Raw genomic sequence first — 26,236 nt, forward strand, 5'->3', positions numbered from 1 at the left:
CCTCACTACGAACCTGGGATTATAAGGTTTGTAGTGAGGACTTCAGTCCTTTGATTGGATGCGGACTAAAGTCCTCACTACGAACCTGGGACATGATATTATAAATTAAGTCAGACCTCGGAGGGAATTATGACCGAAAGCGTTGACCGCGTTGTTCTACCTCCTGCTTTTCCAGACCACACTCAATTACCAGAGTCGGATGGTACTTTTGTGAAAAATTTCCAGGAGCATCCACAAAGTTTAATTTTAACAGATTCGATCGGCCAGATTTTGCAGCAGCGGCATCCTGACGGGTAATATGCGATCGGTCAAGACTGCGGCATTTATTGGCGAGAAACCGATCCACCGGAAAAAGGTGCAGAAGCTCCTGATTGGTTTTACGTTCCCAATGTACCTCCTAATTTAGACGGTCAAATTCGGCGTTCCTACGTGTTATGGCGCGAACACATAGCACCGTTAATCGCGTTGGAATTTGCTAGCGGAAATGGCGATGAAGAGCGGGATATTACTCCGTTGTCGCGGACAGACGAAGGGGTAATCACGAAACCCGGAAAGTTTTGGGCTTACGAACGGGTGATGCGAATTCCGTATTACGGCATCTATGAAATTAACAGCGGCAGATTAGCAGTTTATCGGTTGATTGACGGGTATTATCAACTTTTGGAACTGAATGAACGGGGTCATTTTGCGATCGCACCTTTAGGCGTAGAATTGGGACTTTGGCAAGGAAGTTATCAGAATCAAACCATGCTGTGGCTGCGTTGGTGGGATGAGGAAGGTAATTTGCTGTTGATTGGCGATGAAAGAGCGGAATTGGAGAGATTGCGGGGGGAACAACAGCGGGAAATAGCCGAACAAGAAAGGCTGCGGGCCGAGCAAGAAACATTGCGAGCCGAACAAGAAAGATTGCGAGCCGAACAAGAAAGATTGCGGGCTGACAGTGCAGAGCAGGCACAACAAGCTGAAGCTCAGGCAAGAAGGGCTGCAATTCCTCGGTTGTTGGGAATGGGATTGAGTGCGGAACAGGTGGCGGAGGCGTTAGGTTTATCGGTGGACGAAGTTGCGGAGGATGGTGGAGAGTGAGAGCGTGGGAGGGAAATTGGGGAAAAGGGCGATCGGTCTTAATAGACTTCATCGTGGGAACCCATTTTGAGCAATAAAATCGCTTCCTCTTCATCTTCTGGATCGGTGACAAACTCAAATAAAATCCGATAATCATAGTCTATTGAACATGACCAGATACCCGATAAATCTCCCGCCAGTTTGTGAGTTCGCAAGCTAGGGTGAAAGCAGTCTTCAGACAACAGTTGTATGGTTGCTTCAATTAAAGGGCGAAGCTGAGGATTTTTACGAACTAACTTCTTGAAATAACGAATAGATTTGGGAGTCCAACCAATTTTCATCAATCATCCAACTCCGCCATAAAATCGGCTACAGAACCAAATTTAACATTTCCCTCAGCATACTCTTGACGAACTTCTGCCACTTCCTTTAGTAATTCATTTCGTCGCTGTTGTCGCAGGCGATTCTGAAGAATATCTAGAAGCATGGCTTGATCTTCTAATGATAAAACTTCTACAGCTTCAAGAGCTTGCTGGAATTGAGATGTCTGTGTCGTTTTACTCATATTTATTGTTCTGTAAATTACTAGATTATTTTCATTTCAACCAAGGGTGAACTTTTTTTTGAACATATCTTCCCAATGGTATCCCTAGAATAAAAAAAATAACCACAAACTCTTGGTTTGTGTTGCCGAAAACAGCAAAGAAAACCATTGATAATAGACAAAACCAGAGAATCCAAAAAGCTATTCCACAAATACAACCATCAACTTCACGAAACAGAAAAAATGTAGACTTTTGTGCAGGTTGTGATGGCGCTATTTCTGGAAATGTAAAGCTTCTGGATTCCATTTCTCCACGACGATATTTTGCTTCATGTTCTTCTTTTTTACGCTTATGTTCTTCCCATGAAAGCCATGCCATAAATACACTTGCACAAGCTGCGATAGCTTCCCACATAAATACTGCCTCTTCAGAACCACAATATTTTTTATTAATTTTAGCCAAATTTATCATATCTTAGCATTTTTCACTTCTGCTGTGTGTAAGATTTTCCTTGTTCCCAAGTTCAGCGCGAGAACAAGGATTTCAAACTAGCTTCTAGTATTTACGTTCCTGCGGCTCAAACATCGTAATCGCCACCGGCATATAAGCCAAATCAATCCCCGCAGGCGAATAATACGCCAGCGTATGCTTCAAGAACTTCTCATCATCGCGATCGGCAAAATCTTCCCGCGAATGAGCGCCCCGACTTTCCTGACGGTTCAAGGCTGAAGTTAAAATCATTCTCCCCACGATTATCAAACTCCGCAATTCCAAAGCTTCCACAATTTCCGTATTCCAAGATTTACCCTTGTCGTCCAAGTAAACTTCTTGATATTGTTTTTCCAATTCCTCCAATTTATGCAAACCTTCCTGCATCAATTCGGCGCTACGAAATACTCCACAATACTCGGTCATCGTATCTTGGAACTTTTGCCTAATTTGATTAATTCGGTATTGTCCGGGACGGTCTACAAGTGCTTGAATTTGTTCTTGGGTTTCCTGAATATAACGCTGTTCGTCTACTGCGGGTAACTTGCGATTTTGGACAAATTGTGCTATGGTTGCGCCAGTAACTTTGCCGTAAACTACGCATTCCAAAAGCGAATTGCTGCCCAAACGGTTAGCGCCGTGAACAGAGACGCAAGCTGCTTCGCCGGCCGCAAAGAAACCGTCCACCAAACTGTCAGCACTGCTACGAACTTGTCCGCCAATATTAGTTGGAATTCCCCCCATTGAATAGTGAGCCGTAGGACGCACTGGCATCGGCTGGTCTACGGCATCAATTCCTAGTAAACGGTGCGCTTCTTCCCAAGCAAAAGGTATTTTGGTCATGATTTTTTCCCGTCCCATGTGCCGCAAATCGAGGTAGATAAAGGGGCCGCCTGCACTACCATCGAGATTAATTCCTCTACCTGCACGAATTTCTAAGGAAATCGATCGCGATGTAATGTCCCTGGGCGCCAATTCCATCCGCGACGGGGCATAATTCGCCATAAATCGATCGCCCTCGGAATTAATCAAATAAGCCCCTTCACCCCGCACAGCTTCTGAAATCAACACTCCCACCGGATACAAACCCGTCGGGTGAAACTGCACAAACTCCATATCTTCCAGTGGCAACCCTGCCATCGCCGCCATCGCCAAACCGTCTCCAGTCGAGGCGTAATCGTTCGAGGTAGTGTTGTAAACTCGGCCGTAACCCCCCGTAGCAAACATCACCGCCTTCGCGCGCACGACGGCAATTTCGCCGTCTATTAGGTTAAACATAACTACGCCCTTGGCTTGGCCTGCTTCCAAAATCAGGCGGGTGACATACCACTCTTGATAGATGTGAACTCCGTAACGGCGGAGATTGTTGACTAATTCGTGGAGGATGGCGTGACCGGTTTTGTCGGCGGCGTAGCAGGTGCGGCGGTGGGAATGTCCGCCAAAAGCGCGCTGGGCAATTCTGCCGTCACTTAGGCGCGAGAAGAGGACTCCCATGTGTTCTAAATCGATGATGACACCGGGCGCTTCGCGGGTGAGGATTTCTACGGCGTCTTGGTCGGCTAAATAGTCTGAACCTTTTACTGTGTCAAAGGCGTGGGCTTTCCAACTGTCATCTGGATCGACATTTTGCAGGCTGGAGGCCATGCCGCCTTGGGCGGCGACAGAGTGCGATCGAATCGGGTGAGTTTTGGCAACAACAGCTACCTTTAAACTGGGGTCAGTCCGGGCAATTTCTACGGCTGCGCGGCAACCTGCTAAACCGCCGCCAACTATTATCACGTCGTGTTCTAGCATTTTTTGAATTATTTTGAGTGTTCTCCTCAACTTATCGTGACGCAAAAAAAAACTTCCTACCAAAACATCGGGAAGTTTCTTAACTTTTGATTTCAATCGAAAATCAAAGTCTAAAATTTCAAATTGGACTAGCCGACGCTTTCGACAGACCTCTGATGGGACTGATTTCCCGTTGCAGAAGGTTGATCTTCGGTGGCGGGGTCTACAGAAAGCACTTCTATGTTATTGAGTAGAGTTGTCACGAAAGCAAAGAGCAAGAATGGCAGAGACAGCACTAAAATCAAGCCAACTGTCGCCAAGGCGTAGATTTGGCGGGCGCTGCTCCAGAGGGCGAGTGCGGACGCTAGACTCAGGAAGATGACTATCAGCCAAACAATGATTTGACCGTAAATGTCGCCAAAGGTGAGGGTACATTTAAGGCGATAGTTTTGAATGTTATCCATTTGATGCCTCGGGAGATTGCTATTACGACTTGTCGAAAAATACTTTGACAGTCCGTCAATGCCGACTGTAAATTTTTAATTTTAGCTGCTGCAACTTGCTTTTTGCGTTGTTTTAAACATTTTTATAGAAGTTTGCAACAAGACTTTATACATTTGTGCTTCTGACTGGGAAATTTTACCGAAACCAGACTTAGGCACTTCGACAAAGAAACCGGGTTTTTTACTGTTTTGGCGCCTGTAACGAGTCTTTTCGCAAAAAACTCGGTTTCTGAACCCCCGTGCGTGAGGAATACGAAACCAGACTTAGGCACTTCGACAAAAAAAACCGGGTTTTTTACTGTTTTGGCGCCTGTAACGCGTATTTTCGCAAAAAACCCGGTTTCTGAACCCCCGTGCGTGCAGGACTACGACAGAAAGGTACAAGGGGAAAGTCTACTTTTTGACCGATCGCGATTTTTGTAAAGTAATGTTAAGCTGCATGGGTATGTAATCAACCTTTATAGCGTTTTACCTGTGCTTTAGCCCATGTCTTCCGATCGCACATTAATGATTTCGCGCTGTTTCCTGGCTGGTGTGGGAACGCAGATGTTTGTACACCACCAGCAGCGGATTCCGCAAGAAAGTCCGGTACTGGTGGTGAGCAATCACCGCAGTTTCTTAGATCCTGTGGTGCTGACAGCGGGTTTGGGTCGATCGATCCGGTTTGCTTGTCATCACTACATGGGTCAAGTTCCAGTGATTCGGGAACTTGTCACGAGTTTTGGGGCTTTTCCTTTGGAAGCACCGGAGCACCGACAGCAACATTTTTTCGCTCAAGCGACGGCGCTGCTACAAGACAGGGAGATGGTGGGGGTGTTTCCTGAGGGTGCAGAACCGATGGTGAACTTTACTCAACCCAATACCATCGGGAAGTTTCAGCGGGGATTTGCTCATTTGGCTTTGCGGGCGCCGGTGCGGGATTTGGCGGTATTGCCGGTGGCGATTGCTTCGATGGAGGAAAAGTCGGTGCGATCGGGTTTACCGCTGAAGTTGCTGAGTTTGTTCGATCCTTCCGAACCGTTGTTCGATCGCGCTGGGTGGCATCCTGTGATAGTTTATCAACGAGTTAATATTTTAATCGGCCGCCCTTACTGGATTACAGTCGATCGACAGCAGCAGTATCGAGGCAAAAAAGCCAAAGCAGTTGTGGCTGAACTTACAGAACACTGTCAGGGGGAAATTGCACAATTACTCGATCGAGGATGTTTGTAAAGAAGTCTGTTGACTGTTGACTGTTGACTGTTGACTGTTGACTGTTGTCAAAACGAGCAATGAATTACCAACTACCAATTGCTACCCTTCGGCTTTGCGAGCAAGATTACCAATTACCAATTACCAATTACCAATTACCAATTACCAATTACCAATTACCAATTACCAATTACCAACTATAGCGGTTTTCAAGCGTGGTGATGTATGCCCCATGCCCTATGCCCCATGCCCCATGCCCCATGCCCCATGCCCCATGCCCCATGCCCCATGCCCAATTATTAATTACCAATTACCAGATTAAGTTTAATCATGGCAACTGCTAACAACAAGGTTCGTTTTCTGTGCCCGAAACCGCCAAAACCCGATCGCCCTTTATTTGTATTTCTGCCCGGTATGGACGGGGGCGGTTTGCTGCTGCGATCGCAAATTCCTAAATTAGCTCCGCATTTCGACATTCGCTGCTTAGCGATACCGGCCGACGACATGGCTAGCTGGGAGGTACTGGTTAAGGAAACAATTGCCTTAATTGAAGCAGAAAAGAAAGGCAATCAGCGACCAGTTTATCTGTGCGGCGAGTCATTTGGAGGATGTTTAGCGATAAAAGTTGTTTTAGAAGCTCCCCAATTGTGCGATCGACTAATTTTAGTTAATCCAGCTTCTTCATTCCGACAACAGCCTTGGGTGCAGTGGGGTTCTCACCTGACTCAGTGGCTGCCGGCGAATCTTTATCCGCTATCGGTAATCGGTCTGTTGCCGATATTAGCATCCTTAGGAAAGATTGGGCGGGACGAGCGGCGAGCTTTGCTGGAAGCGATGCAAGCGGTACCGCAACACACGTCTGTGTGGAGATTGGCGTTAGTGCGATCGTTCAATGTTGATGAAAATCAGTTGCGTGCGATCGAACAGCCGACGTTAGTAATTGCTAGCGGTGCCGATCGGCTGCTGCCTTCTATGGCAGAAGGGAAGCTTTTAGTCAAGGTAATTCCGAATGCTGAAAAGGTGATGCTGGCTAATAGCGGTCATGCTTGTTTGTTGGAAACTGATGTTGACCTTTACGCAATTATCCAAGCTCGCAATTTTTTGGCAGAATCCACAGAAAATCTGTCATTAGTTAGCAGTCATTAGTCATTAGTTATGGGGCATTGGGCATTGGGCATTGGGTAATATCGTGTCGGGTCGATTGACCGCAATAAGTAAGGAACGCACGTGTGGACTTTAGTCCGCAGTATGTTGCGGACTAAAGTCCACACTACAAACTGTTTTTGTGATGGTAATCGACAGGATGTGATATAATTGGGAATTGGTTGTTATTGGCTAGTGATAATTTCCAATTCCCTATGCGGGCTAATTTCTTATGCCCTATGCCCAATCCCCAATTAACTAATTAAGATTTAGCCATTTTTGAGCATTAAGCCGCTGGACGACACCAAAGACCATGAGGTCTAGGGTAATCTTGCGCTCGTCTATCAAAAAAGGCTCTAAAGTGCTGGTTTTTGTGTTATTTTCAGCGCAGGAAAATGCTCTTTGACTTTGAATATCTTCTTGAGGAAAATACAAGTTAAATTGGCGCTGACCTTCTTGAAATTTACCAATTACCTGCCAGCAATCTCCGGCGGAACTCATGCCAGCAACGGGGAGTTTTTGCTTGGTCAAACTCACATCTAAATCCTTAACGCCCTGTTTAGTTAAAGCAGTTTGCAAGGCGGGCAAATAATCTTGTTGAATAAATTCCGCAAAGGGCTTGTCTTCAACAGCGGGTGCTTTTTCCTTTTTAGCTTTAGCTGGAGGCTTGTCACCGTCTGGCTTGGCGGCCACTTTTTTAGCAGCGGGCGCAGGCTTATCAGCGCTGGGGATGTCACTGGTTTCGGGAGTGTCGGAACTCGGAGCGTTTTCAGCAGAAAGGGTCTCTGTTTCGGCTTCGCCTGCTGCTGGATTTTTCGGTTCTTCTGCCATTGGTGCTTCCTTTTAAAAAGTGATGAGTAGAGGATTGAACCTCCCCAGGGCTAAAGCCAGGGGGATTCCTGCCCACCCAAAAGGGCGACAGTGGGACATTCAAATATCCCTCTAGACCCTCAAGCTTGTGGCTATTGGGCTTACTTTTTATTTGTTTGTTTTCCGAGTCCATCACTCTTGCCAGATAGGTACGCTCCTCAACCTGCCTTTATTTGCCCTTTAAGTATTCTGGGTCTGGCGCCAGATATCTCGGTTGCCGGGATTTCTCCGCACTAGGTTGATTCAATACGTAGATGGTTATTCTTACTCACCTCTGGATTTTACCACTGTGGCGGTCGTCGCGCACTCGCTCCAAGGCAACTGAAGTCGCTAATAGGCTAGACCCCAGCCTTAAAAGGACGGGGCTTGCGCCTCATTTTTCGGCAAGGAGTCAGCAGTCAGCAGTCAGTAGTTATTTGTTATTTGTTGGTTGTTAGTTTTAGTTGTTGTTTCTAATAACCAATAACTAATAACCACTAACTAATGACCGATGACTGCTGACTAATGACTGAGGACTATGCTTATTTTAAATCTCAGCGACAGCTCGTTCAATCAAACGGTGGGCGAGAGTTTGAACGCCGGTGTGTTCGTAGTAATTGGTAGTCATGTCGAGGAAAGCGCCCACGTAGTCCACTTTGTCGGCAGAAATTTCGACAAAATTCTGCAAGTGGCCGAGGACGTTTTGGGGAGTCAAACCTCGATCGCTCACAAAAGAGCCCATCCAGCCGGAAACCGAGCTAAAGCTTTCGCCGATAAAGCCGAGTTGGCCTGCGGGATTACCACCAGGAATCATAGAGCCGATCGACTTAAACGCCGGATTGTCTTGCATATCGCTGGGGGACAGCTTGGCAATCCAATCCTGAGTCATCAGGATAAAGTCTGGGCCCAGGGGAATCAAGCCGTCAAAACAAACCAAAGCAGCCATCCGCATCAGGGATTCACCGCCGTAGTCGCCCAAAGCCCCGGCAAAATCGCCGATGCTGTCGCCAGGAATGCCGTTAATTTGGCAAAAAGCGAGCAATTCAGTGACTAACTTTAGAGAAAGGTCGATCGTCTGAGCTTTTTCAGGCTTGGGGGTGAGATTTCCCAGCACGGACAAAAACGGCACATTTTGGGCGACTTTGTTGGCGAGGGCTGCTGTACCGAGGGCGCTAGAGGCACTGTCGATCGTTTGGTAAAGCCACAGAGCGCGCTGGTAGCCTTCCGATTTATCGTTGTAGAGGGTGATAGCACGATCGCCAATTTGCTGGATCATATCTTCGTCAGTTTCGCCAGTAACTGTACGAATCGTATTTTCAAAGCCAACTAAATTGTTCCACTCACCTGGAACCACAAAGTCAAGCGCTCGTAGGGCTTTGACAGTCATGTTGTCTTTAGGCAATTGATCGACTAATTCAAAGACTGTTTTGCTCACAAAAAACTCCTTGTTGAACAGAAATCAAAGGTATTACTTTTGGTAGATGGCAAGAACTTCACAGTCTGATTCTGGCAGACTTAGTTTTGATAGCACCAGAGCTAGAGTCGGGGGAGAAGTTCGATCTCAGACACTGCTATTTCACACTAGCAAGGCCGCCCAGGTTAAATTTTGACAGCCAAGCTTCGCGTTCGCTAGCGGTAAAAGAGGGATCGCGGGATTGAACTTTCACCTGATAGCGGTTTGCCACTAAAACAGCAGTGATGTTAGAACCCTGACTGACGGCGGGATAGCCGCTAATTTGCTTGGTACTTTCCTTAAATTTTTCCCCAGCGGTGGGGTTGCCGGCGATGTCATTAATCGAAAGCACCGCGACATTTTTGCCGCCTTTGTTTAGTTTAGCTTCAGCAAAACCGGATTTTTCTTGAGCGAAAACGCGATCGAATCCGCCGCCAGCAGAAGGGAAGTATTTATTTAATTTGCCACCTGCAACTGCCTTTTTGGGGAGGTTTTGACTTTGAGCAGTTGATTTGTCAGCATTTGTCTGCTTGGTTTTAGCAGGTTTTTGGGTGCTTTCCTCCTGGGCTTTGTCCCAGCGGGATGGGGGCTGAGTCTGACTGCAGGAAGTCACGAGCAGCAGTACCGAGATCAGGAATGGAGCTAAGATTCGGCGTGCGGGGGGAAATTGCATTGCTCTCTCCTCATTAGTAGGTTTCCTTGACACTCCCCGACCTAAAGGTACGAGGATTCTTAAGACTTTTGGGTCAAAATATCCCTATTGCTAGGGTTCCCAGGCTGACCACGTTTGCACAAAAGAGTGCGCAGTCATATCTCCTAAAAAATGTTTTGGGCGTAGACTTTCCCACCGGGAGGGGGTAGGTTTTTACATCTTGTCTGATGTGGTTATTCTACCATATTCATTTGTGGAGATGGATTTGTCATTGTACTTAACAATGGTAAAAAGCCGTCCTGAAAGGACGGGGTTTTTAACCCAATTTTCTGATAACAAGTGTGGCTCACGATTTACCAATTTGTCTTCCCCCAGCGAGTGATTTGTGTTCTTTGCCAAAAAATCCTCTGCCCGCAGGCAGAGGATTTTTTGCAATTGCGAGTTTTGAAGGAAGAAGAAAGAAAGATTGCTCCACAGATCAATTCTGGGGATGGGGTAAAAGAAACTAAGTTTTTTGATTGCCAGCAATCTCAAAACAATTTTCGCTGATTTTCCCTAGATTTATCTAGAGGTTTCAGAGAAATTGTCCGTCAATCATGTTATTTCGGCATTCCAACTTAGCTCTTGCTTTGTGGGTAAAGCTCAGGCGTCGCTTTCAATGTGAATAAACAACAAACCCATTACCACAACCGGCATCAGCCAGCAAACTACCGGAATCAAAATCCAAGGCAAGAAAGAAGCAGCGTAGGAACCTGTCATATCAAATTCTCCAAACTAAAGTTAGTGCGTTCCAACAGGGATATTTGGGAGTGGAGTCTAATTGTTGACTAAACCCCGGAAAATGGCATCAATGCCGTTAAAGTTTTCGAGTAAGAAGTAGGCAGCAAAGACGCCGCTCATCCCGCCAATGAAGAAACCAGCAGTGAGCTGGCTCCAGCCTTCGCCGGTTTTCAGGGCTTCGGGAGTCATGGGATTGGCGCTTGGGTAGCTGCTATTGTCATTTTTGAAAGAGACTAAACCGTAGGCAGACATACCTGTTGTGCCGAGCAGAACTAAGACGAGGGCTGTAATTAATCCGCCGAGATTAGCTGCTTCTGGATAATCCCGCAGTGGGCCTAAGACGATTTGGGGGCCGACAAGGAAATAACCGTGTGCCAAACCGATTTCTAAACCTCGAACTAGGGGTGAGAGTCCTTTGCGGTAGGCGGGCAAATTCCCAATGAATGCTTGTGTGAAATCAGAAGCACTGATGGGAGTTGCGAGATGACCCGTGAAGGGGTCGCCGTTAAAGGGTTTAATAAGCTCTGCATCTCTGGGATCGGCCATATTCTCTTTTTCCTCGCTGTGCGTAAAAATTGAGGCGTTCAAGTCATATTTTACGCAGGGACGTGTTTCCTATTTGCATAATTGGCTGCTAGCTTTAGAAAAGTTCACTATTCTTTAGTTTTGGGAAGAATTTTTCTTTTGTCTCCTATACCAGAAAGCGAGTCGATCGGGCGACACTCCGAAAAAATAAGCAATAATTACTATTTGATTGATGGCGGTGGTTTTGAGTACCCCAAGCTGCTGCCAGCGGCGGGCGGATGTCAGGACTTGTTGGGGTACGATTTGGATGCGGCCTTGTGTTTTCAACCTCCGCACGAATTCAAAGTCTTCCATAAGGGGCAAGTCAGGAAAACCGCCGATTTTGTCAAAGGTAGATGAATAAAGAAAAATGGCTTGATCGCCGTAGGGCATTTGCAGAAAGTGCGATCGGCAGTTTACCCCTATTTCTACCAGCCGCAGAGAGAGCGTACCGGCATCAATCTTGAGTTGAAAGGCCCCGGCGACTGTTTGGGGTTTGGCTAGTGCAAGGCGTGCGCCAGAGTCGTAGCCGGGAGGCAAAAGAGTGTCTGCGTGGAGAAACAGCAGAATATCTCCAGTAGCCAAGGCCACACCTGCATTCATTTGAGTGGCGCGGCCTTGGCTACTGGAGACAACTCGGACGCCCAAAGATGTTGCTATTTCTGCGGTACCGTCGTTGCTGCCGCCGTCGGCGACGATAATTTCGACATTTTTGGCATTTTGGGCGGTGGAGATGACTGAGGCAATTGTAGCTGCTTCGTTTAAGACAGGAATGATAATGGAAATTTTGAGATTGAGATTTTCGGGCGGCATAGAGAATCGATCACCGCTGGAGAGAGAGAGGGCGGGTTTTGTACAAAGCTTATCTGTTATTTCAACAGGTAGCGACAGTTTGATGGCTGACACATGGGGCGGATAGAAACCGGGTTTCTACGAATTTTACTCTCTGGTCACGATAAATATACGAAGAAACCGGGTTTCACTCTTGTCGCAAAGTGCGATCGCGAACTTGCCTTTTGAGTTCCGCGTCTGATAACCCTTGATTTCCCGCAGGTAATTCCTGTGTCTGGCAAGCGTTGCCCTCGTTCTCGATCGCCCTGAAACCCTGATTCTAAGATTGACAATCAAAAACTGTCCCTAGTTTGATTATTTACTAATTTATTTGCTTTTATTTGCTAATTTTTGGCTTTTTCTCGCGCTTGCGACTATTGTCGCAAGCGCTGTCTAACCGCTGCATTTGGTTAGACAAATACAATTACTATATTATGACCTTGTGGTTTCACAATCAAGTATTATTTATAAATAAAAGATCAGAATTTCTGATCGATCGGATCGCATGAATATAGTTTATTTATTTAAAATACTAAGATCTAAACGAAGTAAATCCTCCGGTAAATCGATATCGGCAAGAGTGGGAAGATAAGCAATATTGAGGTCGAGGTTTTGGGCGATCGCCCGCGTAGAAGCAAATACCTCACTGGTTCCCCACTTAATTCCGTTGAACAATTCCGGTATCGATCGGCGCAGCCCGATCAGATAATAACCTCCGTCTGTTGCTGGGCCCAAAACTAAATCGTGCTGGCTCAGTTTGTCAAAAGCTTGTGCCATGATTTCTACTTTCAGGGCGGGACAATCTGTTCCTATAATTGCAGCTTTGTCAATCCCGGAATTAAAAGATTGTTGAAACGCTGCTGTCATTTTTGCACCCAAATCGCCTTCTATTTGATTTTGATAAATAATATCTGTTCCCAACCATTCTTGCATCTGTTGCTGGTTGCCGCCTGTGTAGTGAATTTCAACTGATAATCGCCCGGAGTTTTGGAGGGAGAGGGCGCGGGCGCGGGCGATCGCCTTTTGTGCCATCAAGCGGTGCAGGTTGGCAGCACCTGTTTTTCCTAGCACAGGAATTAGTCGAGTTTTGGCTTTGCCCGGTTCAGGATAGCGGGTAAAAACAATCAGTTTTTCGGAAATCATACAATGTTAGATGTTAGATTTGGGAATGATTTATGAGTTAAGGATTTGGAGTTAGTCCGCCAACTCCAAGTCTGCTAGCGCATTCTTACTTGAATGACCTCTGGAGCATCTCTGTTTTGCATTTATAGTGCGAGCTTAAGATATCGCGAGTTGTACAATACGCTAACTCTTAAGCTCGCATTTAAACAAAGAAATGCTTTTTACAAAAATTAGATTTCCCCAATTGCCTCAGTGTTTAATACAATAGGAAACAGCCAATGAATGCACATCAATGCTAATATTTTATGGGTGGGAGATCTGCTGGTGGAAAAGAGACCTCTTGTATCAGTCTTTGATTGATACAGAAACGGCATATCTCAGACATACAAACACATATAAAGGCAGATAAACGCAGATAATTTCAGGGTGTTTTCCGATTTTTGCAAGAGGTATAATGGAGTCTGTAAGTCAGAGGGTCTTTTGTCAAGTGCCTCCGATTGCGATTAAAAAAGTTGGTAGTAAAAACGAATAATTCTAGTAATTGATGCGGACTCGCATTCCTCACTACTAACCTGATGCGGACTCGCATTCCTCACTACTAACCTGATGCGGACTCGCATTCCTCACTACTAACCTGATTGACAATTATTTATTGATTCTTAGCTCATTTCTAGCATTCGCTGGATAGGTTGCAAGGCGGCTCGTTGCAGGTCTTGAGACATGGTGATTTCGGGGGTTTGATTTTTCATAGCTAGATACAATTTTTCCAAAGTATTTAATCTCATGTGGGGGCATTCGTTGCAAGCACAGGTATTATTGTTAGGAGGAGCGGGAATAAAGCGTTTGTGCGGTGTTTGCTTTTGCATTTGGTGAATGATTCCCGGTTCGGTGGCGACAATAAAAGCTTGGCGATCGCTCGATTGAGAATATTTGAGCAAAGCGGTGGTTGAGCCGATATAATTGGCGTGGCGAAGTACCGGAGGTTCGCATTCTGGATGGGCGATGATTTCGGCTTCGGGATTTTCGATTTTGAGTTGAACTATCTTTTTTTCTGAGAAGTTTTCGTGGACGATGCAGGCTCCTTGCCAGAGTTCCATGTGTCTGCCGCTTTGTTCGATGACGTAGCGGCCGAGATTGCGATCGGGCCCAAAAATTATCGGCTGATTTTTCGGAATTTGGTTGACAATTTTGACGGCGTTGGAGCTGGTGCAAATTATGTCGCTCATTGCCTTGATTTGGGCGGTGCAGTTAATGTAGGAAATAACTAAATGGTCTGGGCGATCGGCTTTGAAGGCTGCAAAGGCTTCGGGCGGGCAACTGTCGGCGAGGGAACACCCTGCATTTAAGTCGGGTAGCAATACTAATTTGTCGGGATTGAGGATTTTTGCGGTTTCCGCCATGAAATGAACTCCGGCAAAAACTATGACATCGGCGTTGGTGTTGGCTGCTTTGCGAGCAAGTTCGAGGGAGTCGCCAATGAAGTCTGCGATGTCTTGAATGTCGGAGTCTTGGTAGTAGTGGGCGAGAATGACGGCGTTTAACTCTTGTTTGAGGGCGTTAATTGCTGCGAACAAGTCGTCGGGCAGTCTGGTTTGGGTCAAGTTTTGAGCAGGTGCGGTGGTAAACACAGTTAAAATATTCCGGGGAAGGTGGCGGCTGGACTTAATATTTTGAATTATAGTTGAATTCACCAAAAACGGTGGTAAGCGGGTGTTGGGTTGAAATAATCTAAAATCTAAAATCTAAAATCTAAAATTGGCTGGGGGAGAGTGCAAAAATTGGTCGCTGTTTCTTATGCTGAAGAAGAAGGGGCTAGGGATCGATCGCGCATGACAAATCAAATGAATCAGACTAAATCTATCAAAATTGCAGTGGTGGGGGACGTTCACGATCGGTGGGAACCAGAAGACGGCGAGGCCCTGAAGCATCTTGGCGTTGATTTGGTGCTGTTTGTGGGAGATTTTGGGAACGAGTCGGTGGATGTGGTGCGGGCGATCGCATCTTTGGACATTCCGAAAGCAGTAGTGTTTGGAAACCATGACGCTTGGTACACGGCGACGGAGTGGGGCCGCAGTCAGTGCCCTTACGATCGCACCGTTGAGAATCGGGTAAAACAGCAGTTAGATTTAATGGGAGAAGCCCACGTCGGTTATGGGAAACGGGATTTTCCCGAATTGGACATAACCGTGGTGGGAAGTCGCCCGTTTACTTGGGGGGGTTCGGAGTGGAAGTACAACGATTTTTATTCGGAGTGGTTTGGTGTAGAAAGTTTTGAGGAGTCGGCGAGGCTAATTGCAGGGGCGGCGGCAGATGCGGACTGCGAAAATGTGATTTTTCTTGGTCACACGGGCCCGACGGGGCTGGGAGAGGCTGCTGAAGACCCCTGCGGGCGTGATTGGAAGCCGCTGGGAGGGGATTGGGGCGACCCAGATTTTGGGGAGGCGATCGATCGAACTCGCAATTCTGGTAAGCGGATACCTCTGGTAACTTTTGGTCATATGCACCACCAACTGCGACACACTAAGCACGAGTTGCGGAAGTCAGTGGTGAGTGCGAAGGGTACGGTGTATTTGAATGCGGCCAGCGTACCGCGAATTGTGGAGAAAGAGTGCTCGAAATTGCGGAATTTCTCGATCGTCCTGCTGGAAAAAGGAACAGTGTCGGAAATGTCTCTAGTCTGGGTAGGGGAAGATTTCGCGGTGCAAAGAGAACAAATTCTTTATCGGCAGACTGAATCTGCAACTGCTTGTAGTTAGCGGCAATTGCTGGTATGATAAAATCTATGCGCCTGGAGAGGTGGCAGAGTGGTCGAATGCGCCTGACTTGAAATCAGGTGAACCGCAAGGTTCCGTGGGTTCAAATCCCACCCTCTCCGTTGTTTTTATCTCTTTTCTATCAAGGCTTCTGGGTTAATTCTATAGTTAGACAAGAATTTTTTCGCTCAATTTTCGCGCTAATGGTTTTCTAGTCCCACCCTCTCCGTTTTTGAGAACTAGCAAAAAAAACACCCCCTCAGGGGCGCTTTTGCTTACCAGGTAATTTTTCTAGCCAACTTACTCCATTTAAGCGGTTTCCTCATCCGCCGGGTCGCCGTAGGGGTCTTCGCTGGCGGGGGTCAGGTTGCCGAACTGTCCGGCATCCGCATAGGAGTCGGCGGGGTCGCCGTAGGGGTCTTCGCTGGCGGGGGTCAGGTTGCCGAACTGTCCGGCATCCGCATAGGAGTCGGCGGGGTCGCCGTAGGGGTCTTCGCTGGCCGGGCGGGCGTTAGCAAAGTCTCCGTAGTCGGCGGGGTCGCCGTAGGGGTCTTCGCTGGCCGGGCGGGCGTTAGCGAAATCTCCGGGATTTGAGGGATCTTCATAATTGGTGTCAGGATCGACTTGCTCGCTGTCTGGCCCGACGATCGCATCTTTTAACTTCCGAAAAAATCCGTCTACCATGATAAAGTTCCTCTGTTTTATGTGCTGAAAAACTGTTGTTTTAGATTGGGAATACCAGAGTTAAGGGAAAATCATGGAACCTGCAATCTAAAATCTCCAATGGTGAGGCTACTGTGCCGGAACAGGACTTGTAGCTTCCGGCAAGCCTTTCAAGTCTCGACCGGTAGTTTGGTTGTTGTATCCCTGGAATTCCCGGTAACGCGCTGCTTCGGACTCAGGAACATTAACCTTAATTCCTTCAGGCGGTGGCGTTACCCAGTGAGCGCGATTTTGGGCATCGCGGTAGTAAACCCGACCGTTTTTGGAAAGGTAATGTTTTCCCTGCGCCCCCTGTTCTTGTTTATTTTTGTGCTGATTGTAGATGTAGTAAAGGGCGGCCGCTCCTGCTAAAGTAATCGCTACTTTTTGAGTATTGCTCAATCCTTTTTTTGCTTCGGGCGTAGGAGTGGCGCGATTAGTTTGCACTGATCCAGCGCGAGTGTCGTCAACGGTCGGCGGGGGAGCCGAACTTTCCTTGCTAGAACCGCAAGCACTCAAAAACGGAAAGGTCAGCAGCGTTGTCAGCAGCAGAGCCATGAAGCGCGATCTTCTGGTTTCGGGTTTGATTGTGTTCATTGCCGCTCCGAATTGTCGGGATTACAGGTAGGGTGTGTTCTGGCGAGGTTGAGGAACCTGAGCTGCTGCTAACCGTTTTGTAAGTACATTAATTACTCAAAGCAATTGTGACAAAAGTAGTTGCCCAGAACTTACAACAGCGCAGGTACGGCATTGCATTTCTCTTTCATCATCCTCAAATTTTTCTAAGATTGGCTCATGCTAGGGATATAAATAAGGTTTCTTTTTTTTCAGCCCGCAGGTATATGCGCATACGTTGCCTGAGGTAAAAAAAGTTTGTTGGTGGGCTGCCCAAAGCGAAGTGAAGCAGACCGACGGGCGAGTCCGAAACCAAAAGCGGCACAGCCGAGGGAGAGAAGGCGGGATTTAATTGTGCGAACCGGCTTATCTGAAATACAGACAATTTTGTTGTGGAAATTCAGGAGAGGTCGATCGCGCTGCTGTATTAATAATTAACCGAGATAGAAAGCCACAGTGGCTTTTAAGAATTTTTATGAAAATCCAAAATATAGTTACTGCTGGATTGTCGATCGCCGTTTTATTGGCTGCGGTCAAATACATACCTGATTTAAACAAGCAAAACCAAGTCAAGCAATTGCTGGAGACCAAACAGTGTCCCGAATGCAATCTCAGCAATGTCAACTTGAAGGGAATGGACTTACAAGGATTTAACTTGCAGGGAGCCAACCTAGAAGGTGCTAATTTGTCGGGAGCAAAACTGGCGAATGCCAACCTCAAAAATGCCAACTTGAATAAAGCCAACCTGACTGGTTCTGATTTGGGATGTAGCGGCATAAGTTTCAATCTTGATACTAACGGTCAAGCAGCAAATATGGATTTTAAAGTCAGTGCCGTACCCGAAAAGAATAACCCAGAAAATGCAGTAGTTGGTTTTAACATGAAATCAACAGACCGAGGAGCCACAATGCGTTTCAATCTTCCGGGATGCGCGGATTTCGAGAATGCTACAATGCAGGGAACTAAAATGCCCGATGGCAACATTCACCCTTAATTCCAGCAAATATAGCGATCGTCAATGAGATAATATCTGCTGCGAAATCCTTTCCTGCTTCTGCTCTTATCTTCCTTCGCGTACTTTGCGCCTTCGCGGTTCAATAATTACATATTCATCCACCGCGTGGCATACACCCAAGACATATAATTGCTTGACAATGCGCTCAAAAAAACAAAAAACCGTCGTCTGAATCACAGGCGACGGTTTTTTTAGGCCAGTAATTACCAGATAAAATTAGTGAGCAGAACCGTTACCGTGATACTTGTCACTATCGTAGAATCCGTTTTTTGTGCCGAAGAACAAACAGCACACGGTGAAAACTGCTGTCAAGACTGCTAAAACTAACTTAACGTCCATAATTTACTGTCTCCTGTTTGATGAGTGCAAATACTCAGATTGTAGAATCTTTTTGGCTGGCGCGGCCATCTACCAGCGTAGCGCCTGATTTGCTGGGCTGTACTCTGGTGCGACAGTTTCCTGATGGGGAGATTATTCGGGGAATGATTGTGGAAACCGAAGCTTACGCCCCCGGAGATCCCGCTTGTCACGCTTACCGACAGCAGACTCCTCGCAATCAGGCGATGTTCGGGCGTGCGGGTATCGGCTACGTTTACTTTATCTACGGGATGTATCACTGTTTTAACGTGGTGACGGATGCGGAGGGAGTGGGTAGCGCTGTGCTGATTCGAGCTTTGCAGCTAGATGCGCCTCCTGTCAAGTTTGCTGCAATTCCCGAAAAAAAGCAGTTGCGCCTCGCGGCCGGGCCTGGGAAGCTGTGTAAGGTGCTGGAGATCGATCGAACTTTTAGCGGTTTACCCTTGGATTCCGACCAAGCGCTGCGGTTGGAACACCGGAGTGTCCAATTTCAGGAGGCGATCGACTCAGGTACGATTAATATCGTGCAAACTACGCGGCTCGGGATTTCGCAAGGGATGGATTTACCTTGGCGTTGGTATATTGGGAACTGTGCGGCTGTGTCTACATTCAAGTAATGTCAAAGATGTCACTGTAAATTTTGTCACTTATCTCGATCGAATTATGGCTTATTCTTCTGAAAACCCGATCGTACAACTCAAAAAATGCCTGACACTCGCTCAGGATGTTGGGAGTCACGCCGAAGCTAACCGAGCTTTTGAGCAATTGTGCGGAATTATCGATGCTGAAAATCCGATGGCGGCGCAACTTTTGGAGATGTTGTGGGAAGACGCAATTCTTGCCAGGCGTTCTGCTTTATTTTGGCAGCAAATGAGCGAGGTTGAGAAAGATATGGCCAATAGAATGATGGAAAATATGACGCAGATGCGGCAAAATTATTTGCGTTTGATGCAGGAAATGTAGGAATTGGGAATGGGGCATCGGGCATCGGGCAGGGGGAATTGCCCGGAATTTGCTAACAGGTGTAGGGTGCGTCAGAGCTAATATTGGACACTGGTCAAATAGTTGGTTGCTGACGCACCCTACGATTAATTTTGTTACTTCATTAAAGCGGTAAGGTGCGTCAGTCCAGATATTTGACACTACTCTAACAGTTGGTTTCCGGGGCACCCTACGATCAATTTTCCTACTTCATTAAAGCAGCGCCGCGGTTGTAAAGTTCCCGGGCGTAATCAGTCCAAGTTCCCTGTCCCCAATAGCGGAAACAGCTTGTTTGTACCAATAAGTTGTAAAGCAAAGCTTGCTGGTATTCAAACTGCTTGGTAACTGTGGCATCTTGCTGCACCAGCCGATCGTACTTTTGGTGAAATGCGGCGCTGAGTTGATTCATCGGTTCCAGGACGTTTTCGTAGCCCTTCACCCAACTCAAATCGTTTGTCCAAGAAGCACCATCCATGTGAAAATTGTGGTCGGTTTGCTTGAGTTGCCCGATCGCACTTTCGACTTTTTCCGGTGTCGCACTATCAGCATCGACTAACTGCCAGATTTTGTGCTGGTTGATTCCCTGACAAATCGGATAATCATCGGGATTAACCCCCGCCGCTTCAATTATCTCCAAATATTCAGTGCCGTTTAAACCGACAACACCGGATTTTCCGCCACCTTGAGAGCGGTTTTCGTGCCAAGCTTTCATAAAGGCGCTGGGAAATTCATTCATCATCACGCCGCCATTTTCACCGTCAGCAATTTGCGTCACCAAAGAAGGAATCGTGACATTGCCAATTTGCTGTTTGTTGCGGACTTTCGCTTCGTAATAAGGCTGCATTTGTCCAACCAATTTTGTATCAGAACCTTGAGTTTTAATCAAAGCCGTAATGCTGATGGTTTCGCCGCGAGAATTGCGGGCTTGCAAACGGTTGGGAATGTATTTTTGGTCTTGCGACAATCCCGAACCATCGGGGTTTTCCACAGAATGTTCCTGCACCATCAGCCAGCGGTAGCCGCATTCTTTCAAAGCTTTGATGTATTCGTACAGTGTATCGGGGTGATTGGGAAAGTGCATTTCTGGTGGCGAAAAACCTTTAACGCGCTTCAAAGCATCCAAGCCAAAAATTGCCGCAAAATGATGTTGCCATGCTTGAATTTGGAGTTTAATGTCGGGGATTGGAGTTGAGGGAATAACGGCGTGACTCCACATTGTCCCCAGCCATTCTACGTGGGGTTGGTATTGAGGATCGCAGGTAATTCGCTTGAGATTGTTGAGTACATCATCGCGTCCCATTTGGCGCAATCCCCACAATAAATTGCCCGAATAGTCGAGCATAATTCGCGGGTTGCAGCCTTCGGCTATCAATTGGGGAATGAATTCTCCCATGCGGGAATAGCACCAAGCAAAGACTCCGGCGTTGTGATTGTCTCCTTGGTTGGGATTTTCAAACATATTCTGGAGATTGCAGATTAGTTCGCCGTTTGCACCGGCTGGAATGGTTGGTTGGTGCATATGGAGGGCGCAGGCGAATCCGGCTTGAATGTTTTCGAGGCGCAGATTTGTCTTAGGTAAAAAGACTGGTTCGTTACTGTTGGTAGCGGCGCTGATTTCTGCTTCGGAACCGCAAATGTTGGGCAATCCGGAGCGAAGTTCTTCTAAAACGGGTGGGTTGGGGGATGGTGCGATCGCAGACATAAGTTTTTCTCAAGAATTGTGGAGGAACGCGGTCTGCTATTTGGTAAGATAGCTATATGCTTTTAGGGTAGCAGAAAAGGTAGCAGATTTAAGTAAGTATCGAAAAGTTAGGAATAATCTTTGAGTTAGTTATGCGATCGATATTCGGAAAAAGACGAGACAACTGGCGATTTGCATCAAGAAATTGAGTTGACAAAAGCGATCGAATGAGTTAGGTTTTTCGGAATTTGTCACTTAGTTGCAGATATTTCGACTTGGGTTCACAATGATTGATTATAAAAACCGCAAATTAAGGCAGATAAACACAGATAAACGCAGATAAAAGTCTGCCATGATTATTGTCAGGTTGCTGTGCGATCGCCCTGAGACTTTGTACCTCTACCTCGCAGATAGTTTATGAATGAAAAAAAACTGCTCTTACAGCAGGCGGCGATTAATTTGCTGCTTGCTGTCACAATTGTTCAACCTGGATTGGCTGCGATGCTCGCGGATTCATCCGAGTCACCGCATTTGCAGCCGCAGGTACTGGCTTACGAGCCGCCCGCGCGGGGTGCACCGGGCGATCGCGGAGATGCAGGTAGCCGCGACGATCTTCACCACTTTTTAGCTTTAATTCCGGCTCTAAATTTAGGATTGACTGCGATCGCACATCCGACTTTTTGGCTGTACTTGCCGGCTCCATTTCCCGATGACATTCCCTTGGAGTTTGTGCTGCGAGACGAAGAAAATCAAGAAGTAGTTTTCCGAACATTTTTTCAGCTTGCAAAAACAGCGGGACTTGCGAGTTTTTTCTTACCACCCAATGCACCTCCTCTGGAAATTGGCAAAAAATATCGCTGGGATTTTTTCTGCGACAATATCTCTCGCTACGGGTGTGTTGAGCGAGTGAAATTGGCACCAGAAATCTTAGTTCAGCTAGAAACCGCATCGCTGAGGCATCGCGTTTTACTGTTGGCCAAACACGGTTTGTGGTACGAAACTATTACTGAATTAGTTGCGCTGCGGGACAAACTTTTGAGTCAATTACAGGTAGCTACTTTAGAGGAAAGGCTGCTGATTTATGCTGAAAATGATTTGCGGTATGAAGCGCTAGCCGAGTTAAGTGGATTTGAGAAAATATCTTCTCTGGCGACTTTGGAGGCTGATTGGGAGGCTTTATTGCAGCATCCATTTGTGCTTTTGGATGGGATTGTTTTATAACTGTTTGTTTGAGGTAGGGATGAATATTAAAATAGGATTTACGCAATCCCAGGAGTAGGGGATTTTTAAGGTGATTGGTGTTGACAAACACGTTACACCCGCAGTCCGGCAGGGGTTTAAACCCCTGCCTCATAGCAAAAGTCGGTTGAAACCGACTGTTAATTACGATCGAAATTACGGTCTATTTTAGTCCTCTTTTAGAGGACTTTAGCTATGAGACAGGGGTTTTTAACCCCTGTCGGACTCTCGGAACGATCGAGAAAACTGCGTTAACTAATTACCAATAATTAACCATCAATTATCAACTGATGAAATACCCGATATTAAGCGTCTATAACACTTTCAATACAGCACCGATCGCCCTTTGGTCATTTAATGCAGCAGGAAACTTGGCGAGCGATCGCCCGGATCTCCCTCCAGCACTGCTAATTGACAGCGTTTGCCGTGCTGTTGAGCCATCGCAAAACGGGCCACAAGAAAGCCTGCTGCTGACAGGAGGTTACGTTACTTTCCCAGTCACTCCTCTACTGGATTTCGGCACAGAAGACTTTTCTATCTGTGCGTGGATTCGCACGGAAGATTACGGTATTGTCAAAATTATCGATAAGCGGATTGAAAATTCCGGCCCTATTCAGGGCTGGAGTTTGTTTATTTATCAAAGTAAAATTAACCTGCAAATAGCGGATGCAAAAGGTTGGCTAAACTGTGGTGCACACCGTCCAGAAAAAATGGCTCTTTTCCCAGTTGTCAGCGACAGCCAATGGCATCACGTGGCGGTTGTTGTCGATCGCGATCGAGTGGATGGAGGGCGCTGGTATGTCGATGGCAAGGAAGTAGATGACCGATTCAGACCCATATACCAACAGGGTTCTCTCAGCAATAATATGCCCCTGACTGTTGGCAGGCGATCGGACGATTTTGGTGGCATTTATCGAGGCAATATTGGAGATATTCAGCTCTACAAACAGGCGCTGTCGGCGGCAGATGTGTTGTCGATTTACCGATCGATTCAGTCTCCTATTAATAATAAATTTTTTGTTAATATTCTGAAGAGACCAGAAATAGCGCACCCCGAGCAAGATTCCTTCTCGGACAGTGATAATAATACCCTGGAAAGATACTCGCAGGCGATCGAATACTATCAGGAGTCGCTAAATATTCATAGAAACAACGGCAACGGCTACGGAGAAGCGAATTCTTTGAACAATCTAGGCAATATTTACAGCGCGCTGGGGGAATACTCGCAAGCAATTGACTCTCACCAGCAAGCGCTAAATATTCAGCGAGATATCGGCGACTGCGCTGGACAAGTGGATTCTTTAAACGCTTTGGGCAATATTTACAATGCTTTGGGGGAATACTTGCAAGCAATTGAGTGCCACCAACAGTGTTTAAAGATTGAGCCGGAAATCGGCAACCTCTATGGAGAACCTAATTTCTGGCGCGATTTGGGGAGTGCATATCATTCCCTGGGCGAATACCAGCAGGCGATCGAATGCCAACTTCAGTCTTTAGATATGGCAATAAAACTCAACTCTAAGCATAGAGAATTGAACTCCTTAAACGCTTTGGGACGTACCTATGTTTCCCTGGGGAAAAATCAATTGGCGATCGAATACTGTGAGAAGTCCCTGAATCTTGCACCGAAAATTGACAACCGCTTTGGGGAAGCTAATTCTTTGGTGATTCTGGGTAATGCTTACAGTAATTTGGGGCATTACTTGCGGGCGATCGCATTTTACAAACAATCCTTAGATATTCAGCAGGAAATTGGCGATCGCTCTGGGGAAGCAACTTCCTGCCGAAATTTGGGCAATGCTTACCGCTGTTTGGGGCAGTACCAGCGGGCGATCGAATACAGCCGCAAGAGTTTGGAGATCGCGCGGGCGATCGGCGAAACCGCATCAGAAGGGGCAACTCTCAACAATTTAGGACTTGCTTTATTTGACTTTGGCAAGTTTGCAGAAGCTGAAACAGTCCTGGGCGATGCAATTCAAACTTGGGAATCGCTGCGGGTCAAATTGAGCGATCGCGATAACTTTAAAGTATCTATTTTTGAAACCCAAGCCGCAACTTACCGCCATTTGGAAAAAACCCTGATCGTCCAGAACAAAATAGAAGCAGCACTGGAAATTGCGGAGCGATCGCGCGCGCGAGCTTTTGTAGAGTTACTGGGTGCTCGGTTGTCGGCAAATTCAGATGCGATACCCGATATTAAGCCGCCTAACATCGATCGCATTCAAGAAATTGCCAGAGCCCAAAATGCAACTTTTGTCGAATATTCGATTTCTTTTTTAGAAGAACTCTTTATTTGGGTAATTCAGCCGAGTGGTGAAATCGCATTTCGCCAAGTTGATCTCAACTACGAACATACTTCGCTTAAAGAATTGGTTGCCGATTCTCGCGAGGCGATCGGCATCAGGAATCGCGATTTCAATCCCACTCTAAAAATGTACCCGGGCGATTTAGTCAAACTCCACGATGATGCGCCGAATTGGGAACCTTGGCAAGTAATATCTGTCGATAAAACTCACAACATTCTCTCCCTCTCCCAATCCTCTTGGCCCGCAGGGTTGACTATTAAGAGACCTGCAATTGATGTAGCAACAAAAGTGGAATCGAGCCTCACCAATCACCCACGCTTGCAAAAACTTCATCAACTGCTAATCGAACCGATCGCCGATTTGTTGCCGACAGATCCAGCAGCTAAAATTATCTTTATTCCTCAAGGCGAACTGTTTTTTGTGCCGTTTCCGGCGCTGCAAGATGCTGCTGGGAAATACTTAATTGAAAAACATACTATTCTGACCGCTCCTGCAATTCAAATTCTGGAATTAACCAGTCAAAAACGGCAAGAAAATTCTAATTTAGCTGGGGATATTTTAGTAGTAGGAAATCCGACGATGCCTGAAGTTGCTCTGGTACCGGGCCAACCTCCGCAGCAGTTATCTGCTTTGCCGCATTCAGAAACCGAAGCTAACGCGATAGCCCAATTGTTCCAAACCCAAGCCCTGACGGGGAATTCGGCTACCAAATCTGCCGTGCTTCAGCGGTTGTCAGACGCCCGCATCGTCCATTTTGCCACCCACGGATTGCTCGATCGCACTCGCGGACTCGGCAGTGCGATCGCCTTTGCACCCGATCGCACCGATAGCGGTTTGCTGACGGCTGAGGAAATTTTGCACCTGCACCTCCAGGCGGATTTGGTAGTTTTGAGTGCTTGCAATACCGGCATGGGGCGGATTACCGGTGACGGGGTTATCGGCTTGTCTCGCGCTTTAATTTCGGCTGGTACATCCAGTGCGATCGTGTCTTTGTGGGCGGTGCCAGATGCTCCTACAGCCGATTTGATGGTGAAATTTTATCAAAACCTCGATCGAACGGGCAACAAAGCTCAATCGCTACGAAACGCCATGTTAGAGACAATCCAGCAGCACCCAAATCCCAGAGATTGGGCAGCTTTCACGCTAATCGGCGAAGCCTAATGGGGAGTTTCGGTTAAATTTTGTAAAGAATTGCCAAATCCCGCGAAAAAATTAGTTTTTTGGCTGAAATCTTCACAGAAAGGCGATCGGGCCTGGATAAGTCATTTCGATTTTCGATTGGGAATGACTTAAATCATGTTCAGTCAATCAGCAGCAACAAAAACGGTTTGTAGTGAGGACTTCAGTCCTCATAATCAGAGGACTAAAGTCCTCACTACAAACTAAAATCCGGTTTGTAGTGAGGACTTCAGTCCTCATAATCAGAGGACTAAAGTTCTCACTACGAACTAAAATCCGGTTTGTAGTGAGGACTTCAGTCCTCATAATCAGAGGACTAAAGTCCTCACTACGAACTAAAATCCGGTTTGTAGTGAGGACTTCAGTCCTCATAATCAGAGGACTAAAGTCCTCACTACGAACTAAAATCCGGTTTGTAGTGAGGACTTCAGTCCTCATAATCAGAGGACTA

Annotated in this window: 27 protein-coding genes, 1 tRNA gene and 1 pseudogene; 11 read left to right on the plus strand and 18 right to left on the minus strand. The window is 46.7% G+C overall.

The window, feature by feature from the left end; all coding sequences use genetic code 11:
* Nucleotides 1–129 precede the first annotated feature (129 nt).
* Nucleotides 130–1,083: pseudogene (locus QZ938_RS27805) on the plus strand (Uma2 family endonuclease).
* A gap of 38 nt (nucleotides 1,084–1,121) precedes the next feature.
* On the opposite strand, the gene QZ938_RS27810 reads toward QZ938_RS27805, so the two are convergent.
* The 5 genes from QZ938_RS27810 to QZ938_RS27830 all read right to left on the minus strand — a co-directional run bounded on the left by QZ938_RS27810 (nucleotide 1,122) and on the right by QZ938_RS27830 (nucleotide 4,333).
* Complete coding sequence (locus QZ938_RS27810; RefSeq protein WP_293348790.1) at nucleotides 1,122–1,403, minus strand: type II toxin-antitoxin system mRNA interferase toxin, RelE/StbE family; 282 nt, start codon at nucleotides 1,401–1,403, stop codon at nucleotides 1,122–1,124.
* Nucleotides 1,403–1,627: a hypothetical protein gene (locus QZ938_RS27815; protein WP_096831014.1), complete on the minus strand. Its 225-nt coding sequence runs from the start codon at nucleotides 1,625–1,627 to the stop codon at nucleotides 1,403–1,405. Before QZ938_RS27815 ends, QZ938_RS27810 begins: the two co-directional genes overlap by 1 nt.
* Before the next feature lie 31 nt (nucleotides 1,628–1,658).
* Entirely contained in the window at nucleotides 1,659–2,078 is a 420-nt protein-coding gene (locus QZ938_RS27820; protein WP_293348794.1) for a hypothetical protein, read from the minus strand.
* An 84-nt stretch (nucleotides 2,079–2,162) separates the two neighbouring features.
* The gene (locus tag QZ938_RS27825; RefSeq protein WP_293348947.1) at nucleotides 2,163–3,890 is read right to left on the minus strand and encodes a succinate dehydrogenase/fumarate reductase flavoprotein subunit; all 1,728 of its coding nucleotides are present in this window, start codon (nucleotides 3,888–3,890) and stop codon (nucleotides 2,163–2,165) included.
* Nucleotides 3,891–4,018: 128 nt separating this feature from the next.
* Complete coding sequence (locus QZ938_RS27830) at nucleotides 4,019–4,333, minus strand: hypothetical protein (protein WP_293148466.1); 315 nt, start codon at nucleotides 4,331–4,333, stop codon at nucleotides 4,019–4,021.
* A gap of 525 nt (nucleotides 4,334–4,858) precedes the next feature.
* On the opposite strand from QZ938_RS27830, the gene QZ938_RS27835 reads away from it, so the two are divergent.
* The 3 genes from QZ938_RS27835 (at nucleotide 4,859) to QZ938_RS27845 (ending at nucleotide 6,709) form a co-directional block, all read left to right on the plus strand.
* On the plus strand, nucleotides 4,859–5,584 hold the full coding sequence (locus tag QZ938_RS27835) for a 1-acyl-sn-glycerol-3-phosphate acyltransferase (RefSeq protein ID WP_293148468.1): 726 nt from the start codon (nucleotides 4,859–4,861) through the stop codon (nucleotides 5,582–5,584).
* A 59-nt stretch (nucleotides 5,585–5,643) separates the two neighbouring features.
* Nucleotides 5,644–5,766, plus strand: a complete 123-nt coding sequence (locus QZ938_RS27840; RefSeq protein WP_293348797.1) for a hypothetical protein — start codon at nucleotides 5,644–5,646, stop codon at nucleotides 5,764–5,766.
* A gap of 127 nt (nucleotides 5,767–5,893) precedes the next feature.
* Complete coding sequence (locus QZ938_RS27845) at nucleotides 5,894–6,709, plus strand: alpha/beta fold hydrolase (protein ID WP_293148472.1); 816 nt, start codon at nucleotides 5,894–5,896, stop codon at nucleotides 6,707–6,709.
* Between the two features lie 255 nt (nucleotides 6,710–6,964).
* Here the strand turns inward: QZ938_RS27845 and QZ938_RS27850 are convergent, their stop codons facing one another.
* The 9 genes from QZ938_RS27850 to nadA form a co-directional block, all read right to left on the minus strand.
* Complete coding sequence (locus QZ938_RS27850; RefSeq protein ID WP_293348800.1) at nucleotides 6,965–7,537, minus strand: DUF2996 domain-containing protein; 573 nt, start codon at nucleotides 7,535–7,537, stop codon at nucleotides 6,965–6,967.
* Between the two features lie 565 nt (nucleotides 7,538–8,102).
* Complete coding sequence (locus QZ938_RS27855; protein ID WP_293148476.1) at nucleotides 8,103–8,990, minus strand: hypothetical protein; 888 nt, start codon at nucleotides 8,988–8,990, stop codon at nucleotides 8,103–8,105.
* Between the two features lie 136 nt (nucleotides 8,991–9,126).
* Nucleotides 9,127–9,681 (minus strand): hypothetical protein, encoded by a 555-nt coding sequence (locus tag QZ938_RS27860; protein WP_293348803.1) that lies wholly within the window; start codon nucleotides 9,679–9,681, stop codon nucleotides 9,127–9,129.
* A gap of 192 nt (nucleotides 9,682–9,873) precedes the next feature.
* On the minus strand, nucleotides 9,874–10,188 hold the full coding sequence (locus QZ938_RS27865) for a hypothetical protein (protein WP_293348806.1): 315 nt from the start codon (nucleotides 10,186–10,188) through the stop codon (nucleotides 9,874–9,876).
* 114 nt (nucleotides 10,189–10,302) lie between these two features.
* A complete protein-coding gene (locus QZ938_RS27870; protein ID WP_293148481.1) occupies nucleotides 10,303–10,419 on the minus strand; it encodes a photosystem I reaction center subunit VIII in 117 nt (38 codons plus the stop codon).
* Between the two features lie 57 nt (nucleotides 10,420–10,476).
* Nucleotides 10,477–10,986, minus strand: coding sequence for a photosystem I reaction center protein subunit XI (locus QZ938_RS27875; RefSeq protein WP_293148482.1), 510 nt, complete (start codon nucleotides 10,984–10,986; stop codon nucleotides 10,477–10,479).
* Between the two features lie 114 nt (nucleotides 10,987–11,100).
* A complete protein-coding gene (locus QZ938_RS27880; RefSeq protein WP_293148484.1) occupies nucleotides 11,101–11,817 on the minus strand; it encodes a TIGR04283 family arsenosugar biosynthesis glycosyltransferase in 717 nt (238 codons plus the stop codon).
* 534 nt (nucleotides 11,818–12,351) lie between these two features.
* A complete protein-coding gene (locus QZ938_RS27885) occupies nucleotides 12,352–12,978 on the minus strand; it encodes a TIGR04282 family arsenosugar biosynthesis glycosyltransferase (RefSeq protein ID WP_293148486.1) in 627 nt (208 codons plus the stop codon).
* 638 nt (nucleotides 12,979–13,616) lie between these two features.
* On the minus strand, nucleotides 13,617–14,585 hold the full coding sequence (gene nadA / locus QZ938_RS27890) for a quinolinate synthase NadA (protein WP_293148561.1): 969 nt from the start codon (nucleotides 14,583–14,585) through the stop codon (nucleotides 13,617–13,619).
* Nucleotides 14,586–14,798: 213 nt separating this feature from the next.
* Here nadA and QZ938_RS27895 point away from each other — a divergent pair, with 213 nt between their 5' ends.
* Both QZ938_RS27895 and QZ938_RS27900 read left to right on the plus strand, forming a co-directional pair.
* Nucleotides 14,799–15,713 (plus strand): TIGR04168 family protein, encoded by a 915-nt coding sequence (locus tag QZ938_RS27895; RefSeq protein ID WP_293148563.1) that lies wholly within the window; start codon nucleotides 14,799–14,801, stop codon nucleotides 15,711–15,713.
* Nucleotides 15,714–15,747: 34 nt separating this feature from the next.
* Nucleotides 15,748–15,832, plus strand: a tRNA-Ser gene (locus tag QZ938_RS27900).
* Between the two features lie 187 nt (nucleotides 15,833–16,019).
* On the opposite strand, the gene QZ938_RS27905 is transcribed toward QZ938_RS27900, so the two are convergent.
* Both QZ938_RS27905 and QZ938_RS27910 read right to left on the minus strand, forming a co-directional pair.
* The gene (locus QZ938_RS27905; protein WP_293148488.1) at nucleotides 16,020–16,394 is read right to left on the minus strand and encodes a translation initiation factor; all 375 of its coding nucleotides are present in this window, start codon (nucleotides 16,392–16,394) and stop codon (nucleotides 16,020–16,022) included.
* Nucleotides 16,395–16,502: 108 nt separating this feature from the next.
* On the minus strand, nucleotides 16,503–17,009 hold the full coding sequence (locus QZ938_RS27910) for a hypothetical protein (RefSeq protein ID WP_293148490.1): 507 nt from the start codon (nucleotides 17,007–17,009) through the stop codon (nucleotides 16,503–16,505).
* A 493-nt stretch (nucleotides 17,010–17,502) separates the two neighbouring features.
* Between QZ938_RS27910 and QZ938_RS27915 the strand changes: the two genes are divergently transcribed.
* Nucleotides 17,503–18,021, plus strand: coding sequence for a pentapeptide repeat-containing protein (locus QZ938_RS27915; RefSeq protein ID WP_293148492.1), 519 nt, complete (start codon nucleotides 17,503–17,505; stop codon nucleotides 18,019–18,021).
* Between the two features lie 237 nt (nucleotides 18,022–18,258).
* Here QZ938_RS27915 and QZ938_RS27920 read toward each other — a convergent pair whose 3' ends face one another.
* Nucleotides 18,259–18,381 carry a hypothetical protein gene (locus QZ938_RS27920; RefSeq protein WP_096830678.1) on the minus strand — a complete coding sequence of 41 codons (123 nt, stop codon included), beginning with the start codon at nucleotides 18,379–18,381 and terminating at the stop codon, nucleotides 18,259–18,261.
* A 20-nt stretch (nucleotides 18,382–18,401) separates the two neighbouring features.
* Between QZ938_RS27920 and QZ938_RS27925 the strand changes: the two genes are divergently transcribed.
* Both QZ938_RS27925 and QZ938_RS27930 read left to right on the plus strand, forming a co-directional pair.
* On the plus strand, nucleotides 18,402–19,016 hold the full coding sequence (locus tag QZ938_RS27925; protein ID WP_293348809.1) for a DNA-3-methyladenine glycosylase: 615 nt from the start codon (nucleotides 18,402–18,404) through the stop codon (nucleotides 19,014–19,016).
* Nucleotides 19,017–19,062: 46 nt separating this feature from the next.
* Nucleotides 19,063–19,362: a hypothetical protein gene (locus QZ938_RS27930; protein ID WP_293348812.1), complete on the plus strand. Its 300-nt coding sequence runs from the start codon at nucleotides 19,063–19,065 to the stop codon at nucleotides 19,360–19,362.
* A gap of 223 nt (nucleotides 19,363–19,585) precedes the next feature.
* Here QZ938_RS27930 and QZ938_RS27935 read toward each other — a convergent pair whose 3' ends face one another.
* Nucleotides 19,586–21,082, minus strand: a complete 1,497-nt coding sequence (locus QZ938_RS27935) for a glycosyl hydrolase family 57 (RefSeq protein ID WP_293348815.1) — start codon at nucleotides 21,080–21,082, stop codon at nucleotides 19,586–19,588.
* Nucleotides 21,083–21,478: 396 nt separating this feature from the next.
* On the opposite strand from QZ938_RS27935, the gene QZ938_RS27940 reads away from it, so the two are divergent.
* Nucleotides 21,479–22,282: a DUF928 domain-containing protein gene (locus QZ938_RS27940; protein ID WP_293348818.1), complete on the plus strand. Its 804-nt coding sequence runs from the start codon at nucleotides 21,479–21,481 to the stop codon at nucleotides 22,280–22,282.
* A 308-nt stretch (nucleotides 22,283–22,590) separates the two neighbouring features.
* On the plus strand, nucleotides 22,591–25,767 hold the full coding sequence (locus QZ938_RS27945) for a CHAT domain-containing protein (protein WP_293348821.1): 3,177 nt from the start codon (nucleotides 22,591–22,593) through the stop codon (nucleotides 25,765–25,767).
* Nucleotides 25,768–26,236: the final 469 nt, after the last annotated feature.

The organism is Microcoleus sp. CAWBG27 (assembly GCF_020883145.1).
Classification (GTDB): domain Bacteria; phylum Cyanobacteriota; class Cyanobacteriia; order Cyanobacteriales; family Microcoleaceae; genus Microcoleus.

What these genes read in the sequence shown, in the direction of transcription:
- QZ938_RS27810 (WP_293348790.1), bottom strand. Translation starts at nt 1,403, where the DNA reads ATGAAAATTGGTTGGACTCCCAAATCTATTCGTTATTTCAAGAAGTTA.
- QZ938_RS27815 (WP_096831014.1), bottom strand. Translation starts at nt 1,627, where the DNA reads ATGAGTAAAACGACACAGACATCTCAATTCCAGCAAGCTCTTGAAGCT.
- QZ938_RS27820 (WP_293348794.1), bottom strand. Translation starts at nt 2,078, where the DNA reads ATGATAAATTTGGCTAAAATTAATAAAAAATATTGTGGTTCTGAAGAG.
- QZ938_RS27825 (WP_293348947.1), bottom strand. Translation starts at nt 3,890, where the DNA reads ATGCTAGAACACGACGTGATAATAGTTGGCGGCGGTTTAGCAGGTTGC.
- QZ938_RS27830 (WP_293148466.1), bottom strand. Translation starts at nt 4,333, where the DNA reads ATGGATAACATTCAAAACTATCGCCTTAAATGTACCCTCACCTTTGGC.
- QZ938_RS27835 (WP_293148468.1), top strand. Translation starts at nt 4,859, where the DNA reads ATGTCTTCCGATCGCACATTAATGATTTCGCGCTGTTTCCTGGCTGGT.
- QZ938_RS27840 (WP_293348797.1), top strand. Translation starts at nt 5,644, where the DNA reads ATGAATTACCAACTACCAATTGCTACCCTTCGGCTTTGCGAGCAAGAT.
- QZ938_RS27845 (WP_293148472.1), top strand. Translation starts at nt 5,894, where the DNA reads ATGGCAACTGCTAACAACAAGGTTCGTTTTCTGTGCCCGAAACCGCCA.
- QZ938_RS27850 (WP_293348800.1), bottom strand. Translation starts at nt 7,537, where the DNA reads ATGGCAGAAGAACCGAAAAATCCAGCAGCAGGCGAAGCCGAAACAGAG.
- QZ938_RS27860 (WP_293348803.1), bottom strand. Translation starts at nt 9,681, where the DNA reads ATGCAATTTCCCCCCGCACGCCGAATCTTAGCTCCATTCCTGATCTCG.
- QZ938_RS27870 (WP_293148481.1), bottom strand. Translation starts at nt 10,419, where the DNA reads ATGACAGGTTCCTACGCTGCTTCTTTCTTGCCTTGGATTTTGATTCCG.
- QZ938_RS27875 (WP_293148482.1), bottom strand. Translation starts at nt 10,986, where the DNA reads ATGGCCGATCCCAGAGATGCAGAGCTTATTAAACCCTTTAACGGCGAC.
- QZ938_RS27880 (WP_293148484.1), bottom strand. Translation starts at nt 11,817, where the DNA reads ATGCCGCCCGAAAATCTCAATCTCAAAATTTCCATTATCATTCCTGTC.
- QZ938_RS27885 (WP_293148486.1), bottom strand. Translation starts at nt 12,978, where the DNA reads ATGATTTCCGAAAAACTGATTGTTTTTACCCGCTATCCTGAACCGGGC.
- QZ938_RS27895 (WP_293148563.1), top strand. Translation starts at nt 14,799, where the DNA reads ATGAATCAGACTAAATCTATCAAAATTGCAGTGGTGGGGGACGTTCAC.
- QZ938_RS27905 (WP_293148488.1), bottom strand. Translation starts at nt 16,394, where the DNA reads ATGGTAGACGGATTTTTTCGGAAGTTAAAAGATGCGATCGTCGGGCCA.
- QZ938_RS27910 (WP_293148490.1), bottom strand. Translation starts at nt 17,009, where the DNA reads ATGAACACAATCAAACCCGAAACCAGAAGATCGCGCTTCATGGCTCTG.
- QZ938_RS27915 (WP_293148492.1), top strand. Translation starts at nt 17,503, where the DNA reads ATGAAAATCCAAAATATAGTTACTGCTGGATTGTCGATCGCCGTTTTA.
- QZ938_RS27920 (WP_096830678.1), bottom strand. Translation starts at nt 18,381, where the DNA reads ATGGACGTTAAGTTAGTTTTAGCAGTCTTGACAGCAGTTTTCACCGTG.
- QZ938_RS27925 (WP_293348809.1), top strand. Translation starts at nt 18,402, where the DNA reads ATGAGTGCAAATACTCAGATTGTAGAATCTTTTTGGCTGGCGCGGCCA.
- QZ938_RS27930 (WP_293348812.1), top strand. Translation starts at nt 19,063, where the DNA reads ATGGCTTATTCTTCTGAAAACCCGATCGTACAACTCAAAAAATGCCTG.
- QZ938_RS27935 (WP_293348815.1), bottom strand. Translation starts at nt 21,082, where the DNA reads ATGTCTGCGATCGCACCATCCCCCAACCCACCCGTTTTAGAAGAACTT.
- QZ938_RS27940 (WP_293348818.1), top strand. Translation starts at nt 21,479, where the DNA reads ATGAATGAAAAAAAACTGCTCTTACAGCAGGCGGCGATTAATTTGCTG.
- QZ938_RS27945 (WP_293348821.1), top strand. Translation starts at nt 22,591, where the DNA reads ATGAAATACCCGATATTAAGCGTCTATAACACTTTCAATACAGCACCG.